The sequence below is a fragment of the Corynebacterium crudilactis genome (genome assembly GCF_001643015.1).
Classification (GTDB): Bacteria; Actinomycetota; Actinomycetes; order Mycobacteriales; family Mycobacteriaceae; genus Corynebacterium; species Corynebacterium crudilactis.
Genome location: NZ_CP015622.1, coordinates 1,891,753 through 1,910,276, shown reverse-complemented (window position 1 = coordinate 1,910,276; position 18,524 = coordinate 1,891,753). Strand labels below are relative to the sequence as shown.

Here is an 18,524-nt window from a genome sequence, read left to right as displayed (position 1 = left end):
TAAGGATTAGTAACCCCGCACCCTAGCACCTACTGGGAGTTCATTCGTGTTTGAGTCACTGTCCGATCGGTTAAATAACGCGCTTTCCGGCCTTCGCGGCAAAGGAAAGCTCACCGAGGCAGACATCAATGCAACCGCGCGCGAGATTCGTCTTGCGCTATTGGAAGCTGACGTTTCTTTAACGGTTGTCCGTTCTTTCATCAACCGAATCAAGGAACGCGCCGTTGGTGCGGAGGTTTCTCAGGCACTTAACCCCGCACAGCAAGTAATCAAGATTGTCAATGAGGAACTGGTACAGATCCTCGGTGGCGAAACCCGCCGGTTGAGCTTGGCTAAAAACCCACCGACCGTGATCATGCTGGCTGGTCTGCAGGGTGCTGGTAAAACCACACTTGCAGGTAAGTTGTCCAAGCACCTGGTCAAGCAGGGACACACCCCAATGCTTGTCGCCTGTGACCTCCAGCGTCCAGGTGCAGTGCAGCAGCTTCAAATTGTCGGTGAGCGTGCCGGAGTTAGCACTTTCGCACCAGATCCAGGCACCAGTATCGATTCCCTCGAGCACGAGATGGGCACCTCCCACGGCGATCCTGTCGCTGTAGCTCGTGCAGGTATTGAAGAAGCAAAGCGTGCACAGCACGACATCGTGATCGTCGATACCGCGGGCCGCTTGGGCATCGATGACACCCTGATGACGCAGGCACGTGATATTCGTGATGCCATCAACCCAGATGAAGTCCTCTTTGTCATTGACTCCATGATTGGTCAAGACGCTGTTGACACTGCCGAAGCTTTCCGCGACGGCGTGGATTTCACCGGTGTTGTCCTCACCAAACTTGATGGCGATGCCCGTGGTGGTGCAGCACTATCTATCCGTGAAGTTACCGGCAAGCCAATCATGTTCGCCTCTACCGGTGAAAAGCTCGAAGATTTCGATGTTTTCCACCCAGAACGTATGGCCAGCCGCATCCTGGGCATGGGCGATGTGCTTTCTCTTATTGAGCAAGCTGAATCTGTCATGGATCAGGATAAGGCTGAGGCAGCAGCACAAAAGCTGGGCTCCGGCGAGCTCACTTTGGAAGACTTCCTTGACCAGATGCTGATGATCCGCCGCATGGGTCCAATCGGCAACATTTTGAAGATGCTGCCTGGTGGCAAGCAGATGTCTCAAATGGCAGACATGGTCGATGAAAAGCAATTGGATCGCATCCAAGCAATCATCCGCGGCATGACCCCTGCAGAGCGCGATAACCCGAAGATGCTTAATGCTTCACGACGTAAGCGTATTGCTAACGGCTCCGGCGTGAGCGTATCCGAAGTGAACAAACTCGTTGAGCGTTTCTTTGAAGCACGCAAAATGATGGGACAAATGGCCGGCCAGTTTGGCATGGGTGGAGTTACTCGTAGCGCTACTAAGAAGCAAGCTAAGGGCCGCAAGGGTAAAAACGGCAAGCGTAAACCTGCGAAAAAGGGTCCAGTTCAGCCAAAGATGCCAATGGGTGGCATGCCGGGAATGCCAGGTATGGGCGGCGCTGGAATGCCAGATCTGGCTGAACTTCAGAAGCAGCTCGGTGGCGCTGGTGGCCTCGGCGGCGGCATGCCGGGAATGCCTAAGCTTCCTAAAGGCATGGAAAACATCGATCTCAACAACCTAGACTTCGGCAAAAAGTAGCCCTCTCAGCTCGTTGATTTCAGCTATAGCGGTGCACCACAATCATGATTGTGGTGCACCGCTATAGTATTTTTGATACAACTAGTCTTATGTCACCCATCTTGCGCGTGCGAGACCTCGTGAAACGCTATGGCGATACCACTGCTGTAGATCGTTTAAGTTTTGATGTTGCCCAAGGCGAAATTTTTGCTTTTCTTGGTGAAAACGGCGCAGGCAAAACCACCACCATTTCCTGTCTCATAGGTGTTGCACAACCTACCTCTGGGGATATTGAACTGCAGGGTGGTCAGGTAAATTCCGAAAAACTTGGAGTGGTGTTTCAACAATCGGTGCTTGATCCTTTGCTGAGTGCCAAAGAAAATCTAGAAACACGTGGGCGCCTTTACCCAGGAGTAACAGCAGTCCGAATTGATGATCTGATTGAGCGCATAGGCCTACAAAGCTTTGCGCACCGGAAATACGGAGTTCTTTCTGGAGGCGAAAAACGCCGCACCGATATCGCGCGAGCATTACTTCATGATCCCGATATCTTATTTCTTGATGAGCCGACGGCCGGATTAGATCCCAGATCGCGACATCAAGTATGGGAGACCATTAACGCACTGCGCCGTGACATTGGCCTAACAGTTTTCCTTACCACTCACTATATGGAAGAAACTGAGCTCTCTGATTCCGTCCTCATTATTGATCGAGGAAAAGAAGTCGCCTCTGGCACACCCTTGCAATTGCGCTCTCGCTACACCACAACCGTGCTGACTCTGCGAAGCAATAAACCAGAAGAATTGTCTAGGAAGCTCCAGGATCTTGATCCGATCATTGAAGGCGATCGCATCCACATCACATTAAACAATGGGCTAGAAGCAGCACGTTTAGCAGCAGAGCTTGATGGCGTTTTAGACGTAGAAATCCGACACGGTTCCATGGATGATGTCTTTTTGGCAGTCACTGCAGAACGGGAACAATCATGATTGCAGTTCTGACACGCAGGCATCTTCGATGTTTCTTTCGAGACCGCATGGCTGTGCTGTTCTCTGTGTTGGGTGCTCTTATCCTTTTGGGGCTTTATGTCCTCTTTTTAGGCAAACTCCAAATTGATAGCATGGCTGCGAATTTACCAGCATCGGCTAAAAGCGATGTTGAAGGATTTGTCTTCAACTGGGTGTTCTCCGGAATTTTAGTAACCTCAGCGATCACTGTGCCACAAGCTGCATTAGGCGTATTGGTAGAAGATCGGACACGGGGCGGGATTAAAGATTTCCTTGTTGCACCTGTCACGCGCACCCAGCTCACGGTGTCGTATATTCTTGCAGCAGTCATTGTCGCCATGAGCATTTTGCTCATGGAATTTGTCATCGGCAGCATAGGGCTTGCAATACTTGGCTATCTCAACATTTCTATCGGAGCATTTTTAGAATTAGTTTTGGTGCTCTTTCTCCTGACTCTGACATTTTCAGCCATTGCGGCATTCCTAATAACTTTGGTGAAATCCCAAGGCGGAATGTCTGCGCTCTCCAGCTTGGTGGGTACGTTGGCCGGATTTTTAGCTGGTGCGTATATCCCGCCTATGGCGTTGCCCGCAGCTGTGGTGGAAGTATTGAATTTTCTTCCGTTTGCGCCAGCAGCAATGCTTATTAGACAAGTAGTCGCTGCTCCTGCCTTGGAAGAAGTTCCATTTCCCGCTGATGTGCTCAAAGAGTTTCACATTGGATATGGTATTCAGATAGAAATGTTTGGTGAAGGTATATCCACCTGGGCAGCAGCAGCAATTGTTGCCGCATGGGGCTTATTATTTGGCCTGATTGCTGCATCAAAGATGAAAAGTGTCGTGCGTTAAAGCATGTCTTCTGGGCTCACGCCGTTGTTATCGCGCAGCTTTATGCTGGCCCCAGCGCGAAGAAGAACATCAACTACGGCAGAATCTGGCAAATGATGGGCAGCGGCATTCCAGAGGGGAGTGCGCCCATCAGCATCGATGGCATCCACCTTCGCGCCAGCATTAATGAGGCATTCAATAATGCCATCATCGCCTGCGGTGGCTGCGATATGCAGGGCAGTAACACCATGAGGATTAGTGAGCTGAGGATGTGCCCCCAAGTCCAGTAATCGGGCAACGACCATGAGGTTTCCTGCTTCAGCAGCCCTCATAAGCACGGTCAGATCATGGTTATCTCTGGCGTTGGGGCCTGCATTGGTCAGAAAACTGTTCAGACCTGTGAGATCACCGGTGAGCATGATTTCATCAAAGCGACCACCGTCTACATATCGGATTAAGTTCCGGTCATCATTACCGGAGGCAATCGGAAGCACACTATCCAAATCTACTCTCTCAACAACAAGCTGGGGCGATGAACGGAAATTGCGCATAAAATTGCCCAGGTAACAGCGCTAAGTAACCAAGTGGATACTGCGATTTTAATTTTAAGACAGTTGCCGCTAAGATTGTTCAGGTTGTCTGCGCTCGAATGGGCGTGACAACACTTATAGACTTTCCTGCGTATTGCCGCCAACGACTTCAAGTCGTCCGGAGGAGTCACGCGCAGGTTAAACAAAAAGGGTTGAACCGGCTCACCAGCACACGGTGAGTGACCGTACTGCCCAGTGACCTAGTGAGGAAAATTCACATGGCTGTAAAGATTAAGCTCCAGCGTCTCGGCAAGATCCGTACCCCGCACTACCGCGTGGTTATCGCTGATGCACGCACCAAGCGCGACGGCAAGGTTATCGAGAACATCGGTACCTACGAGCCAAAGGCTGAGCCTTCCGTCATCAAGATCAACTCTGAGCGCGCTCAGCACTGGCTTTCCGTTGGCGCTCAGCCAACCGAGGCTGTTGCAGCACTGCTCAAGGTGACCGGCGACTGGCAGAAGTTCAAGGGCATCGAGGGCGCAGAAGGCACCCTTAAGGTTGCAGAGCCTAAGCCATCCAAGCTTGAGCTGTTCAACCAGGCTTTGGCTGAAGCTAACAACGGTCCTACCGCTGAAGCAATCACCGAAAAGAAGAAGAAGGCTCGCGAGGACAAGGAAGCTAAGGCTGCAGCTGAGAAGGCTGCCGCTGAAAAGGCTGCCGCAGCTGAGGCAGAGGCTCCAGCTGAGGAAGCTGCTGCAGAAGAGGCTTAAGTCTTAAATTCTGTAGAATTTCTTTAAAACCACCCTTTCACGATTATTCGTGGGAGGGTGGATTTTTTATGTATTAAAGATTTAGTCTGCATATTGTGCGATGCTCCCGCCGAAAGGCCAGTTTTCTTTATGCACCTTGGCAAGGCCGATGGATATATCTTCTTTGCGCAGTCCTGTGGCATGATTAATCCCCTCAGCGGTGACTTCATGTTTAATCGAGGTTGTTATGTAGTGGGGAGCAACGTGGTTGCTGGAGTTTTTGGTTGACGGGCGTAGAACGATAGCACTGCTGCGATCGAGCACAGTGCAGCCCCACCCCAAAACGCGTAGGCATAGGTGCCAAAAGTATCGCGAATGATGCCGGTACCCGCTGCTGCGATCGCTGCGCCTATCTGATGAGAAGCAAATACCCAACCAAATATGATTGTGCCGCGGTCTCCAAATATTCTGTGACACAGCACTGCTGTTGGTGGAACGGTGGCAACCCAATCGAGTCCATAAATGACCACGAACAGCACTATTGAAGGATGTATCGTTTCTGCAAGTAGCCAGGGGAGAAGGACAAGGCTTAATCCGCGGAAGACATAGTAAGCAACTAGTAGTTTTCTAGGGTCAAACTTATCTGTCAGCCAACCTGACGCGATAGTTCCGGCAATGTCGAATACTCCGACAACCGCGAGGAGACCTGCAGCCGTGGTTGTTGGCATGCCATGGTCATGTGCAGAGGGGATGAAATGAATGCCAATTAGACCATTAGTGGTTGCTCCGCAAATTGCAAAAGCTAGAGCCAAAGCCCAAAAAGCGCGCTGATGAACAGCGAACCTCAGCCCGTCTAGAGCTCGCGTGACAGCCCCACCGGTAATGCGCTCCGGTGTGGTGTAGGTTTCTGGATGTGCACCAAAAGGGAGGACACCTCGATCTTCTGGGTAATCTCGCACAACCAATAGCACTAATGGAATGACTGCGAGAGCTGTTGCTCCAATTAATAGTGACGCTTGTCGCCAGCCTAGATTTTCTGCAAGTACTGCAACAGGGGGAAGGATTATGAGCTGCCCTGTTGCAGAACCTGCGGTGAGAATGCCCATGATTAATCCGCGGCGGGATTCAAACCACCTATTGGCTACTGTTGCTGCGAGAACGAGTGCCATTGCCCCAGTGCCGGTTCCAATCAGAAAACCCCAACACACTAACAGCTGCCAAGATGCAGTCATGAACATACTGCCTACTGCTCCGGCTGCTACCAGTGCAAGCGCGCTAGAGATGACTTTGCGCATCCCATAAAGCTGCGGAGAATGGAGAGACCAGTCCGAATAAAAGGAGGTTGATGCTGACCGCAAATGACATGATCGACATTGACCACCCAAATTCCTCATGCAGTGGCACCATGAGTGCACCGGGGGCAGCCCGGAAGCCTGCTGCACCAAAGAGTGCAAGGAACACTGTGGCCGCTACCCACCATGCAGGATGAATACGTCGGTGTTTGGGCGGTGGAAAATTATTAAGATTAGAAGGCATTTTCTGACTTTCTTTAAGAAAGCTACATTGGTGGCCTAAGGTTACATGAAGGAGCTAACGAGAGGGAGAAAATGCCACTTCGATCTGATTGGTCAAAGGAACTGTGTCCGATTCGACGCTCGCTGGACGTTGTTGGCGATCCATGGGTAATGCTGATCATTCGAGATGTTCTTCATGGGAGAGGGCGGTTTGAGCAACTCCGTGACAGTCTTGAAATTTCTGAAGCAGTACTTTCCCGGAGACTGAGATCCATGGTTGAGGACGGTCTGCTTGCTCGAGCAGATTATGAAAACGGCAGACGTATTCGGCAAGGATATGTGGCTACCGAATCAGCTGTAGAGCTTTTGCCGGTATTGCAGTATTTAGCTCAGTGGGGTGAACGGCATACCGAGCTGCCTGAAGGTGGTGGGCATATGGCGATGATCCATAAACCGTGCAATCGAGAAACGGAGCCTGGTAGTTGGTGCAGCGAATGCGGTGAGGAGCTCCGTCCGGAAGAACTGGTATGGATGAAGCCGTGGAAGGAAAAATCTTATGATGAACTGGTTCCCGCAGGTGTTCTAGTAGAGAAGAAGGCTACCGAAATGATAGTGAAAGAGACCTAATGCTTTTCACCAGTCAGCATGGTTAGCAGCATCACGGCATTGTCGGTGGAGTCTTCTGGGCAGTCCACGCGGTGTGTGATGTGGGCATCCAAATGAACAGTAACTCCAGGATTAAGCATGTGGGTTTCATCGCCGTAGCTGAAGGTAAGCTGCCCTGAAAATGCTGTCACCGTGATGGGGTGTGCGGAGCGGTGGTCGGGGAGTGATTGTCCAGGGCTGAATGTGAATGCGATGAGGTTAGCGCCGTCTCCTTGCAGCAACCGTTTGACACTTGGTCGTTTCTTTTCGGGTTGGGCAGCGGGGGCTTCGTGGAGAATATTGAAAACAGTCATTGGAGTATTCCTTTTCCTTGGGCGTATTACCACCTTAATAAAAACTGTTTGAGCTGTATTAATTATGGTGAAATAGGGCTGGACAGGACTGTGGCATAAACTTTCTAAGCATGAGCACAGAGCAGGAATTGCAAATCGGTAAAGTCGTGAAGTCCCACGGCATCAAGGGTGAAGTCGTCGTGGAATTAAGCACCGATGATCCAGATATCCGCTTCGCTATCGGAGAAGTATTAAAGGGCAAGCAAGCGGGAAAAGAGCATACCCTCACTATTGATGCAGCTCGTATGCACCAAGGTCGACTCCTGGTGAAGTTTGCTGAAGTGCTTGATCGTACGGCTGCTGACTCCATGCGTGGCACTCGATTTTTCGCTGCGCCACTTGAAGCTGCTGCGGACGAGGATGGTTTCTACGACCATGAGCTTGAAGGTCTTCGCATCATTCATGACGGTGAAGACATCGGAGAAGTCACTGGTGTGATGCACGGTCCAGCTGGCGAAATTTTGGAAGTTATGTTGACTTCAGGAAAAGAAGCATTGATTCCTTTTGTTCACGCCATTGTTCCTGAGGTTGATTTGGAAGAGGGAACTGCCCTGATCACTCCTCCGGAAGGTTTGCTGGACCTTTAAGCTCCTACAGCTTTCACCGATAACAGCTCGACTTCTTCATTGCTGCAGCCTTGGAGGCCGTCCATATGAAGAAAAGCAGATGCAGTGTCTCCAGGGGGATAGACGCGTAGCCCATCAGCCGGCTTCGGGGCGCACAATGCAGGATCGTAATTCTCTGCACGAGAGATCCTAAGAGCTGCGATTGTGCTCTCACCCGGTTGAAGTGTGATCGTGGGTGAGTCGGTCTGTTCTCTTGAGGCGGGTGCACCGATCTGAGTGCCGTTGCCTAAACCAACTAAGCTCACGCCAGGAAACCCCTGGAGGGTACAGTCTGTTGCCCCCAGGTTGGAGAAGTTCACATCGACAAGTGTGCTTCCAGCTGCACCTTGTTGCCCTGATAGTGATATTTCAAGGTCGGCGGTGGCACACCGTGTGCTTTCTGTCGGTGGTTGGTCGGAGGACACGGTTGTTGTGACAGTTTCAGAAATCGTGGAAGTTTCTATAGGAGTTTCCACAGCAGTGCTTACCGAACCGCTTACTGAAGTTTCCACCGAAGTTTCCGTTGAAGAGCTGGTTGAAGATCCTGAGTCCGTACACGCGCTAAGTACCAAGAGCCCGCTCAGGCTACCGATTGTTAGTGTTTGCCGCATTAGTGTGTGAGGCTTCATTCCTCCAGGCTAGACCTCTTGGTAGATTGAAGTCCGTGACTAGCTCCGAAAATAATGATTTCCGCCATTTGCGCCTTGATGTGTTGACCATCTTCCCTGAGTACTTGGATCCGCTTCGCCATGCGTTGTTGGGTAAAGCGATTGAAGATGGCACGTTGGAAGTCGGTGTGCATGATCTGCGCAATTGGGCTACTGGCGGGCATAAAGCTGTCGATGATACCCCTTATGGTGGTGGCCCTGGCATGGTGATGAAGCCAGAGGTGTGGGGCCCAGCTTTGGATGATGTTGCTGCGGGGCATGTGGTGGGAGCTGAGTTGAACTCGGCGGCGCCACATTTGAAAAATGCGCGTCATGATGAGCTAGGTGGCGTCGAAAAGCGTATTTATGCGGCAGATGATGAGGATCTAGATTTGCCGCTCTTGCTGGTGCCCACGCCAGCGGGCAAGCCTTTTACGCAGGCGGATGCGCGTGCGTGGTCGAACGAAAAGCACATCGTGTTTGCTTGCGGCCGCTATGAAGGCATTGATCAGCGCGTCATCGATGATGCGGCTAAGCGCTACCGGGTGCGTGAAGTATCGATCGGCGATTATGTGCTGATCGGCGGGGAAGTGGCAGTCCTGGTCATCGCGGAAGCCGTCGTGCGCCTGATCCCTGGCGTGCTCGGAAACCGTCGTAGCCACGAAGAAGACAGCTTCTCCGATGGCCTGCTCGAAGGCCCGTCGTACACAAAGCCGCGCACCTGGCGCGGACTTGACGTCCCCGAAGTACTATTCTCGGGCAACCACGCCAAGGTCGATCGCTGGCGACGCGATCAGGCGCTCCTACGCACCCAGGCAATTAGGCCTGAGCTTATCGACGCCTCCCTCCTCGATTCCACCGACCTCAAAGTATTGGGACTGGACAAATGACAGAGACCACACCTCAACCCCCAAAGCCAGAGCCCGAGCTCCCGAAATTTCTCAGCAACCCAGAACGTGGCGACATCATTTTGTTCATCGCACTCATCGCGATGGGTATTTTCTCCCTCTGCATGATCCCACTGCGCGCCTGGATGCTCACCCAACCGCTGGCCTACACCCTCATCGTCGGCGGTTACACCAGTGCAGTCGTGGGCGGCGCGAACGCTTCGGTAGAAAACGGCATCTGGTGGGTCTACTGGCTCTGCACCCTGATCGGCGCACTGAAGTTCATGCCCGTCTATTGGCTGATGGGTAAGCGCTGGGGCATGGAATTTATCGACATGTCCCTCCAATACATGCCCCGCTTCCACCGCATGTTCAAAAAATCCGTCGACTCCGAATCCACCCGCCTCTACGCCTGGATCATCGGCCTCATTCCACTGGCTTACCTCCCAGGACCCGTGCCGGGAACCATCCTCAACGCGGTGGCCGGCCTGGTGAAAATCCGCTTCTGGATCATCATGGCCTGGAACGCCATCTGCGTCTTGGCGGTCAACGGACTGTTCATCTGGCTGGGCTACACCTTCGGCGAACAAGTCCTCGATATCGTTAACGTGGTCAACCGCTACATGCTTTGGATAACCTTAGGATTGCTGGCGCTGATGTTTTTCCGCGCACGGAAGCAATTTGCCAAGTAAATGGTTGAAAGGAATATGACCACCATGCGAGAAGTTTCAACCGACCTCAACATCCTCATCGTCCCCAGCGAATGGGACAAAGTGCTAGAAAACCTACCAGCGAAATTGAGTGAGTCCGGATTCGCAGCCTCTGAAATCCACTCCCAGATCGTTGACCTCACCTGCGAACCCGACAACATGCTTGTCACCCAGTTCTCCCAGCTAGAGGGCCACCCACCAATTGTGGAAGTGCTCCACCGCCTAGTAATTAACGGCTCCTCCGACCTGGAGCTTAAAGACCTCACCAAAAAGGTGGTGGGGGCGTTGCCTCAGGGGATCTACTGGTATGGAACTTCCCTTGAAGGTGCGACCGAACCTGGCGTTAACGCATCATGCGCGTGGCAGCATCGGGGTTAGTTTTCTAAGTTTTGTCAGTTAGCCCACCGTCCTGGAGGAAATGCTTTTCGGGAGGGGCACTGTCGAAAATGCTGGATCCGCACCGGGGTGTATGGTGAGATGCAAAAATCCGACCGATTTGGGTGGTGGGGACCCGAAATCGGTCGAAAATTTGCACGAATGTTGAGTTCTGATGCAAAAATCCGTTCGATTTATAGCTTCAGGTATGCTAGCTGGTCGGATTCTTGATCAGGGATCTCACAGGTGTCAAAATCGCCCATTACATGCGGAAATGATGATGTTTTATATGACCGTTTGAGGGGGGTAATTCGACTGGATCGACCCTCGGGTATGTTCCTCAAATCTGAGCGCTTAAAACGCCGCGTGGGGCAAGTGTGAGTTTTCCTACTTTTCGGCTCCAGGAATAGCGATCATCATACCTTTGTGGATACGATTTCATATGGAAGGTGGAAACGATTCCACACAATCCCATAGGTGCTAGGAGCGCGCACAATGTATCCCACTGACAAAGCCCCATTCTCCCAACTTTGGCAGTACGCAGGAAATGACACTCAACTAGAAATATTTTCTTCAGATGCCACAATCGAAAGCTGGTTGGCCACGGAGAGAGCACTCGCAACTGCTCAAGCCCGCCATGACGTGATTACTGAAGACGATGCTGCACAGATCAACCAGGCGGCAGTCCTTTCCAACATTGACCGCGAGAAGCTGTGGGAAGATGCCAAAAATGTCGGCTACCCCATCCTTGGCTTGGTAAGACAAATCGCAAGTCACCTTCCAGAAGGCCCCAACGGGCGAGTCCACTACGGCGCCACGACCCAAGACATCATGGACACTGGACTGGTGTTGCAAATGACTGCCTCTTTGAACGCCCTTGATAAACAGATCGTGCGTCTGGGGAATGCACTGGCAGCACGGGCTGAAGAGCACAAAGACACCGTGATGCCGGGACGCACCCATGCTCAGCAGGCAATTCCCACGACATTTGGAGCAACCCTCGCTACCTTTTTGGATCAAATCCGCAGGCAGAGGGAACGACTTGAGGAAGCACTCGAGCGCGTGCGAGTCATTTCGCTGTTTGGTGCTGGTGGAAACAACGCAGCACAAGGCGAACAAGCGGCAACGGTTCGTGCAGAGATGGCTCGCCTGTTGGATCTGAAGGACCCGGTGGTGTCATGGCATGTGGAACGCGATGTGCTTGGGGACTTCGGATGGGTGTGCTCAACGCTGTGTGGATCGATGGCAAAATTTGGCCGAAACATCGTGGATCTTTCCCGAACTGAAATCGGAGAAGTTTTTGAGCCTTACAACTCCCATCGGGGTGCATCTTCCACGATGCCTCAGAAAGTCAACCCGATTTCTTCCGAGCTCATGATTGGTATTTCAGTGGTGGCGGGTGCCTTGACCTCGACTTTGCCACGGCTTCAGGAATCGGGACATGAACGAGCAGCAGGAGAGTGGCAGGGAGAATGGCTTGTCATTCCAACGTTGGCCAATCTAGCTGGCGCTGCACTCGATGAAGCCATTGTGGTGGCTGAAGGAATGCGAGTGGATACAGATCGTATGTCCTCGAACTTGGCTTTTGATGGTGGATTGATCATGGCGGAAGCTCAGATGATTCAACTAGCTCCTGCTCTGGGGCGTGAGAAAGCTCATGACTTGGTCTATGAAGCATCCACAAAGGCTCGTGAAGAGCACACCACGCTGGAAGAAGTACTGCCGATAATTGCAGTTCAACATGGGGTCGAAGACCTGTTGCCTAAGAATTTTGCGCAGCCTGCAGACTATGTCGGCGAAGCACAATCCATGGTGAATGCAGCTGTCGCCGCCTGGAATGCCCAATTTTAACAACCCAAAACTTTAACAACTCGAATCGTTCAGGAGTTTACGCACGATGAGTACACCGATCAAGAACCAATCCCAAGGTGTTAATGCACCTGCCAGGTCCCATTGGAGCAATCTTCTAATCAAGTTGGGAATTCCAGCGTTGATTGTGGTTGCCATGTGGTTTGCCCCGCACCCTGAAGCACTCACGGATCAAGCGTGGCGGATGTTTGGCCTGTTCATCGCGACGATTGTGGCGATTATTCTCAAGCCAATGCCAATGGGTGCCGTGACAATTATCGGCATGATCGCCGCGGTGTTGACTGGTTTGGTGCCGTTGACTGCGCCTTCTGATGATCCCGGCGCGGTGTATGGCCTTATTGGTTTCAGTAACGGCACCATTTGGCTGATTGTGATGGCGTTCCTGATTTCGCGTGGATTCATCAAGACGGGGCTTGGACGTCGAATAGCGTTGTTCTTCGTGTCTAAAGTCGGCGGAAAAATGCTGGGTGTGACCTATGGTTTGGCGCTCGCGGACTTGGTCTTGGCTCCTGCGATTCCATCAGCAACTGCCCGAGGTGGTGGCATTATGGCTCCGATTATGAAGTCGGTGGCATTGACTTATGATTCCACTCCTGGCCCAACTCGTCGCAGAGCTGGCGCGTTCTTGGCGCTGAATGTGGGACAGGTAAATGCGATTACGTGCGCGATGTTTCTAACTGCAATGGCAGGAAACCCCTTGATCGCCTCTTTGGCGTCGCAGATGGATGTCAATATCACGTGGACAAACTGGGCTGTGGGTGCGATTGTGCCTGGTTTAGTGGCGCTCATTGTGGTGCCGTGGGTGGTGTACAAGATTTATCCACCTGAGTTGAAGGACACCCCTGAGGTCAAGAAAATGGCTTCTGATGAACTCAAGCAATTGGGTGGGTTTACTTATGGTGAGAAGGTGCTGTCGGGAACCTTTGTCGTGTTGCTGCTGCTCTGGACAGGTGGCGATTTGGTCTTGGGAATCTCTGCAACCACCACCGCATTTGTTGGTGTCATCATCTTGCTGCTGGCTCACGTATTGACGTGGGAGGACATCATTCAAGAAAAGACTGCGTGGGACACCATGGTGTGGTTCGCGGTGCTGTACATGATGGCAACAGCGTTGTCGCAGTACGGATTCATCGCGTGGATTTCTGAGGTGATTGCTTCCAGTTTGGGTGGTATGAACTGGGTTGTCGCGCTAGTTGTGCTGGTCTTGATCTACTTCTTTAGCCACTATTTCTTCGCCTCGGCAACGGCACATATTTCTGCGATGTACTTGGCCTTCCTGGGTGCTGCGATTGCGATTGGTGCGCCTCCTTTGATGGCGGCCCTGGTGTTGGCGTACACCTCCAATTTGTTCTCTTCACTCACTCAGTATTCTGGTGGTCCTTCGCCAACATTGTTTGGTTTGAACTACATCACGGTGGGTGAGTGGTGGCGGACCTCGGCAATTGCTGGTGCCGTATCGATCACAATCTGGTTGGTTATCGGTGGTTTGTGGATGAATGTCATCGGACTCTGGTAATCGAAGTCAAAGGCAAAAGGTAAGGGTGTGTGAAGATGTCAGCAAAATCGAGCCTCAAGGAAGTGGCTGAGTTAGCTGGCGTCGGTTACGCCACAGCCTCGAGGGCCCTATCTGGCAAGGGTTATGTGTCCCCGCAGACGCGGGAGAAAGTTCAGGCGGCGGCTAAAGAGCTGAACTATGTACCAAATCAGCTGGCCAAGGCGTTGCGGGAACATCGCAGTGCCTTGGTGGGGGTCATTGTTCCGGATTTGTCCAATGAGTATTATTCGGAATCGCTGCAGACTATTCAGCAGGATCTGAAAGCTGCTGGCTATCAAATGCTGGTTGCGGAGGCCAACAGTGTGCAGGCGCAGGACGTGGTGATGGAATCGTTGATTTCGATTCAAGCTGCAGGAATTATCCACGTTCCAGTGGTCGGCTCAATTGCTCCTGAAGGAATCCCCATGGTGCAGTTGACTCGTGGTGAATTGGGTCCTGGTTTCCCTCGGGTGTCGTGTGATGATGAGGCTGGGTTTTTCCAGCTGACCGAGTCGGTGCTGGGCGGCAGCGGAATGAACATTGCTGCTTTGGTTGGTGAAGAATCACTTTCCACCACGCAGGAACGAATGCGCGGTATTAGTCATGCGGCGTCGATATATGGGGCTGAGGTGACGTTCCATTTTGGCCACTATTCTGTCGAATCTGGCGAAGAGATGGCTCAGGTGGTGTTTAACAACGGCCTTCCCGATGCTTTGATTGTGGCGTCTCCTCGGCTGATGGCTGGGGTGATGCGTGCTTTTACTCGCCTGAATGTCCGCGTTCCCCACGATGTGGTGATTGGTGGTTATGACGATCCTGAGTGGTACAGCTTCGTCGGCGCTGGGATCACCACGTTTGTTCCACCGCATGAGGAAATGGGGAAAGAAGCCGTGCGCTTGTTGGTGGATCTGATTGAAAATCCTGAACTTCCCACCGGCGATGTGGTTTTGCAGGGGCAGGTGATCCTTCGGGGGTCGAGCACACATTCCGGGTAGAATTGCCCAAATGTCATCAATTTCTCGAACGATTGCTCTCGAACTCGGCGTTAAAGATGAACAAGTCGAGGCCGCCATCAAGCTCTTGGATGAAGGAAACACCGTTCCGTTCATCGCCAGGTACCGCAAGGAAATCACTGGGGGACTCGATGATACCCAACTGCGTGACCTGGAAGAACGCCTCAGTTACCTCCGTGAGCTGGAGGATCGCAAACAAAGCATCCTCGCTGCGATTGAGGAACAAGGCAAACTCACCGATGATTTACGCTCGCTGATTTTGGGATGCGACACCAAGGCTCGCCTGGAGGATCTGTACCTGCCGTTCAAAAAACGGCGCAAGACGAAGGCTGATATCGCTAGGGAGGCGGGCCTGGAGGGGCTCGTCGATAAGCTTATCGACGCCCCGTCCCTCGACGCCGCAGCGCAGGCAGCTGCATTTACGACTGAGGGCTTTGAGGATTCCAAAAAAGTTTTGGATGGTGCTCGCGCCATTTTGATTGACCGCTTCGCGCTCGATGCCGATTTGGTGGGCGAGGTGCGTGAGCAAATGTATCGCGCGGGTTCCATGTCAGCATCGGTGGTGGCGGGCAAGGAGCAGGAAGGCGCAAAGTTCAAGGACTACTTTGAGTTTTCCGAACCTTTTGACAAGCTTCCATCTCACCGAATTTTGGCGCTGCTGCGCGGTGAAAACGAAGGTGTGCTGAGCCTCAACCTCGATGCGGGCGACGACACAATCTACGAAGGTTTGATCGCCGACCGATTCTCCCTGGACACCCAGACTTCTAGCTGGCTGGCTGAGGCTGTGCGCTGGGGTTGGCGCACCAAACTGTATGTGTCCTCCGGATTGGATGTGCGCATGCGTCTGAAAGAAAAAGCAGAGGAAGGCGCACTCGATGTGTTTGCCACCAACCTCCGCGACGTTCTCCTTGCAGCTCCCGCTGGTCAGCGCTCCACAATTGGCCTTGACCCGGGATTCCGCAACGGTGTGAAAGTAGCTGTCGTGGATTCCACCGGTAAGGATGTTGCCACCACGATCGTCTACCCACACCAGCCCCAAAACCGCTGGAAGGAAGCCGTATCTGAACTGGCTAACCTGTGCGCGACTCACGGTGTGGAACTCATGGCGATTGGCAACGGAACCGCCTCGAGGGAAACGGAAAAACTCGCCGGCGAAGTGGCAGACATGATCAAAGCCGCAGGTGGCAAGCGACCAACTCCCGTGGTGGTCTCCGAATCGGGCGCATCTGTGTACTCGGCATCACCGATCGCAGCCGAAGAATTCCCCGACATGGACGTCTCCCTGCGCGGTGCAGTTTCTATCGCGAGGCGACTCCAGGATCCACTGGCGGAGCTCGTCAAGATTGAGCCCAAAGCCATCGGAGTCGGCCAGTACCAACACGATGTCAACCAGGTTGCACTTGCCAAAACCCTTGATGGTGTCGTCGAAGACGCAGTAAACGCAGTCGGAGTTAACCTCAACACCGCATCCGCACCACTTCTTACCCGAGTTGCCGGAGTGACCTCCACCTTGGCAAACAACATCGTGGCCTACCGCAACGAAAACGGTGGATTCTCCTCCCGAAAAGAACTGAACAAAGTTCCTCGCCTGGGACCCAAAGCCTTTGAACAGTGTGCTGGCTTCCTCCGCATTTCTGGATCCACCGACCCTCTCGACGCCTCCGCTGTTCACCCCGAGGCGTACCCAGTTGTCCGCAACATCGCGAAGGCTACCGGATTGGATGTCGCAGGATTGATCGGAAACACTGCGGTGCTTGCCAAATTGAAGCCCGCTGATTTCGCTGATGAACGATTCGGCATCCCCACCGTCACCGACATCATCGCCGAGCTGGATAAACCCGGACGCGACCCCCGCCCAGAATTCAAAACAGCCAGCTTCAAAGAAGGCGTGGAGAAAATCTCCGACCTCACACCCGGCATGATCCTGGAAGGAACTGTCACCAACGTTGCGGCGTTCGGCGCATTCGTTGACGTGGGAGTGCACCAAGATGGCCTCGTTCACGTTTCCGCGATGAGCGACAAATTCATCTCCAACCCCCACGAAGTTGTTCGCTCTGGTGAGGTCGTGAAGGTAAAGGTCATGGAAGTTGACGTCGACCGCAAACGCATCGGTCTTTCCCTCCGCTTGACCGATGAACCCGGTGCCCCAGCTCTGCAAAAGCGCGGAACCCGACCAGCCAAACAGCAGCGAGCTCCGCAAAAACAGTCCGCTAAGCCCGCCACAGGTTCCATGGCAGATGCTTTACGACGCGCCGGCCTCGGTGGCTAAGGCAACTTTCAAACCAAGCGGGAGTGTTCTCAAGCTCCCCTTGGTCTGAATCTCACATTTCGAGAGAGGATTAGTGCAGCATTAGGCGAAGGGCTGATTCGCCAGAGGGCGTCTTGGTCTAATCAGGCAGCCTGCCGTGAAGTACCGCAAAAAATGAGTTGGGGGCACGAGAAAGTGACCTCACAGAATCGCCTCTGAGCGCCTCAAAGTGCGCAGGCCATACTTTGACTCATCCCAGAATTCTGGCCTCTTAAATTGACAGCTACAGCGCGTTGACCCCACCGGGAAGATTCACAAATTTGTGGCCGAGGTGGGAGTAGTTGTCGATGAAGTCGGAACTGCGGATTCCCGAAGCGCAGTAGACCAAAATGTCGCCGTCGATTCCAGACAGTGCCTCTAAAATGTCGCTGTCCGAGGTGATCTGGCTTAAGGGGAGCTTCAGTGACGTTGCGCCCTCGGGGAGGTCTTTGAGCAGAACTTCATGTGGCTCTCGGATATCGAGGGAGGTGAGGGAGCCGTTGAGGGTGGCGTCGATAAGCGAAGTTGTATCGGTGCGCGCTGCCTCGTAGGAGGCGCGGAGGCGGGTGACCAGTGGGCGCGCCGGGTCGGCGGAGACGCGGAAGCTGCGCGTGGTGGCGGGGAATGCGTCGTAGGAGAGGATTGTGCCTGGTTGGACGTCGCCGATTTCTGTGAGAAATCCGATGGCGTGAGTGGCCATGAGTGCGCCGATGGTGGCTGTGGTGGCGCCAAGAACACCAGCGGTGGCGCAGTCGGGGACGAAATCGGCGGAGGGTTGTTCGGGGAAGACGTCGCGCAGGCCGACTCCGCGGTGGTCGGGGCCAGAGTTGAAGAGTGCCAGTTCGCCGTGAAAGCGCAGTACCGTTGCCCAGATGAGGGGAGTTCCGGTGATTTCGGCGGCATCAGACACTAAGTATTTTGTGGAGAAAGAATCGGAGCCGTCTAAGACGAGGTCCACGGAATTGAGCAGCTCGCAGGCGTTTTCTGGAGTGATCCGTTCGTGCAACGCGTTGACGGTGATGTCTGATTGGAGTTCTTTGAGGCGCTCGGCGGCAACCTCGACCTTGGGTCGACCGACATCGCTTGCGCCGAAGAGGATTTGGCGGTGAATGTTGGAAATGTCGACGGTGTCGTCATCGATGACCGTGATGGTTCCAACGCCTGCGGAAGCCAGCGACTGCATGACTGGGCAGCCGAGACCGCCTGCGCCGATGACTAGAACGTGGGCGTTGAAAAGTCGTTCCTGCTGCTCAATGCCATATCCGGGGAGCGCGAGTTGGCGGGCCGTGCGGTGAAGCTCAGATGTGGGAAGCTGCGCCAT

General features: G+C 53.2%; 17 protein-coding genes and 1 pseudogene. 13 read left to right on the top strand and 5 right to left on the bottom strand.

Features of this window, described 5'->3' with window-relative positions:
• Positions 1-46: 46 nt before the first annotated feature.
• The 3 genes from ffh to ccrud_RS08970 all read left to right on the top strand — a co-directional run bounded on the left by ffh (position 47) and on the right by ccrud_RS08970 (position 3,503).
• A complete protein-coding gene (gene ffh, locus ccrud_RS08980) occupies positions 47-1,669 on the top strand; it encodes a signal recognition particle protein (protein WP_066566453.1) in 1,623 nt (540 codons plus the stop codon).
• An 89-nt stretch (positions 1,670-1,758) separates the two neighbouring features.
• On the top strand, positions 1,759-2,637 hold the full coding sequence (locus ccrud_RS08975) for an ABC transporter ATP-binding protein (protein ID WP_066566451.1): 879 nt from the start codon (positions 1,759-1,761) through the stop codon (positions 2,635-2,637).
• Complete coding sequence (locus tag ccrud_RS08970; RefSeq protein ID WP_066566450.1) at positions 2,634-3,503, top strand: ABC transporter permease; 870 nt, start codon at positions 2,634-2,636, stop codon at positions 3,501-3,503. Before ccrud_RS08975 ends, ccrud_RS08970 begins: the two co-directional genes overlap by 4 nt.
• On the opposite strand, the gene ccrud_RS08965 is transcribed toward ccrud_RS08970, so the two are convergent.
• On the bottom strand, positions 3,500-3,976 hold the full coding sequence (locus tag ccrud_RS08965; RefSeq protein WP_066569776.1) for an ankyrin repeat domain-containing protein: 477 nt from the start codon (positions 3,974-3,976) through the stop codon (positions 3,500-3,502). The genes ccrud_RS08970 and ccrud_RS08965 overlap by 4 nt on opposite strands.
• 314 nt (positions 3,977-4,290) lie before the next feature.
• Here ccrud_RS08965 and rpsP point away from each other — a divergent pair, with 314 nt between their 5' ends.
• The gene (gene rpsP, locus ccrud_RS08960; RefSeq protein ID WP_066566448.1) at positions 4,291-4,785 is read left to right on the top strand and encodes a 30S ribosomal protein S16; all 495 of its coding nucleotides are present in this window, start codon (positions 4,291-4,293) and stop codon (positions 4,783-4,785) included.
• A gap of 224 nt (positions 4,786-5,009) precedes the next feature.
• On the opposite strand, the pseudogene ccrud_RS08955 reads toward rpsP, so the two are convergent.
• Positions 5,010-6,300 (bottom strand): annotated as a pseudogene (locus ccrud_RS08955) (MFS transporter).
• A 71-nt stretch (positions 6,301-6,371) separates the two neighbouring features.
• Between ccrud_RS08955 and ccrud_RS08950 the strand changes: the two are divergent.
• Positions 6,372-6,905, top strand: coding sequence for a winged helix-turn-helix transcriptional regulator (locus ccrud_RS08950; protein WP_066566446.1), 534 nt, complete (start codon positions 6,372-6,374; stop codon positions 6,903-6,905).
• Here ccrud_RS08950 and ccrud_RS08945 read toward each other — a convergent pair.
• Positions 6,902-7,237, bottom strand: coding sequence for a cupin domain-containing protein (locus ccrud_RS08945; protein WP_066566444.1), 336 nt, complete (start codon positions 7,235-7,237; stop codon positions 6,902-6,904). The two genes, ccrud_RS08950 and ccrud_RS08945, sit on opposite strands and share 4 nt — an antisense overlap.
• 110 nt (positions 7,238-7,347) lie before the next feature.
• Here ccrud_RS08945 and rimM point away from each other — a divergent pair, with 110 nt between their 5' ends.
• Positions 7,348-7,863, top strand: a complete 516-nt coding sequence (rimM, locus tag ccrud_RS08940; RefSeq protein WP_066566442.1) for a ribosome maturation factor RimM — start codon at positions 7,348-7,350, stop codon at positions 7,861-7,863.
• Here rimM and ccrud_RS08935 read toward each other — a convergent pair.
• On the bottom strand, positions 7,860-8,393 hold the full coding sequence (locus ccrud_RS08935; RefSeq protein ID WP_245670223.1) for a DUF4232 domain-containing protein: 534 nt from the start codon (positions 8,391-8,393) through the stop codon (positions 7,860-7,862). The two genes, rimM and ccrud_RS08935, sit on opposite strands and share 4 nt — an antisense overlap.
• A 143-nt stretch (positions 8,394-8,536) precedes the next feature.
• Between ccrud_RS08935 and trmD the strand changes: the two genes are divergently transcribed.
• The 7 genes from trmD to ccrud_RS08900 all read left to right on the top strand — a co-directional run bounded on the left by trmD (position 8,537) and on the right by ccrud_RS08900 (position 17,185).
• Positions 8,537-9,418 carry a tRNA (guanosine(37)-N1)-methyltransferase TrmD gene (gene trmD, locus ccrud_RS08930; protein ID WP_074025489.1) on the top strand — a complete coding sequence of 294 codons (882 nt, stop codon included), beginning with the start codon at positions 8,537-8,539 and terminating at the stop codon, positions 9,416-9,418.
• Positions 9,415-10,107, top strand: coding sequence for an SNARE-associated domain-containing protein (locus tag ccrud_RS08925; RefSeq protein ID WP_066566438.1), 693 nt, complete (start codon positions 9,415-9,417; stop codon positions 10,105-10,107). The genes trmD and ccrud_RS08925 overlap by 4 nt, the downstream gene beginning before the upstream one ends.
• Before the next feature lie 15 nt (positions 10,108-10,122).
• Positions 10,123-10,503, top strand: coding sequence for a hypothetical protein (locus ccrud_RS08920; protein ID WP_066566435.1), 381 nt, complete (start codon positions 10,123-10,125; stop codon positions 10,501-10,503).
• A gap of 492 nt (positions 10,504-10,995) precedes the next feature.
• A complete protein-coding gene (locus ccrud_RS08915) occupies positions 10,996-12,351 on the top strand; it encodes a class-II fumarase/aspartase family protein (protein ID WP_245670221.1) in 1,356 nt (451 codons plus the stop codon).
• 46 nt (positions 12,352-12,397) lie between these two features.
• A complete protein-coding gene (locus ccrud_RS08910) occupies positions 12,398-13,885 on the top strand; it encodes an anion permease (RefSeq protein WP_157776019.1) in 1,488 nt (495 codons plus the stop codon).
• Between the two features lie 35 nt (positions 13,886-13,920).
• Positions 13,921-14,898, top strand: coding sequence for a LacI family DNA-binding transcriptional regulator (locus ccrud_RS08905; protein ID WP_066566433.1), 978 nt, complete (start codon positions 13,921-13,923; stop codon positions 14,896-14,898).
• A 10-nt stretch (positions 14,899-14,908) separates the two neighbouring features.
• A complete protein-coding gene (locus ccrud_RS08900) occupies positions 14,909-17,185 on the top strand; it encodes a Tex family protein (protein WP_066566430.1) in 2,277 nt (758 codons plus the stop codon).
• A gap of 262 nt (positions 17,186-17,447) precedes the next feature.
• On the opposite strand, the gene ccrud_RS08895 is transcribed toward ccrud_RS08900, so the two are convergent.
• Positions 17,448-18,524 carry a ThiF family adenylyltransferase gene (locus ccrud_RS08895; protein WP_066566427.1) on the bottom strand — a complete coding sequence of 359 codons (1,077 nt, stop codon included), beginning with the start codon at positions 18,522-18,524 and terminating at the stop codon, positions 17,448-17,450.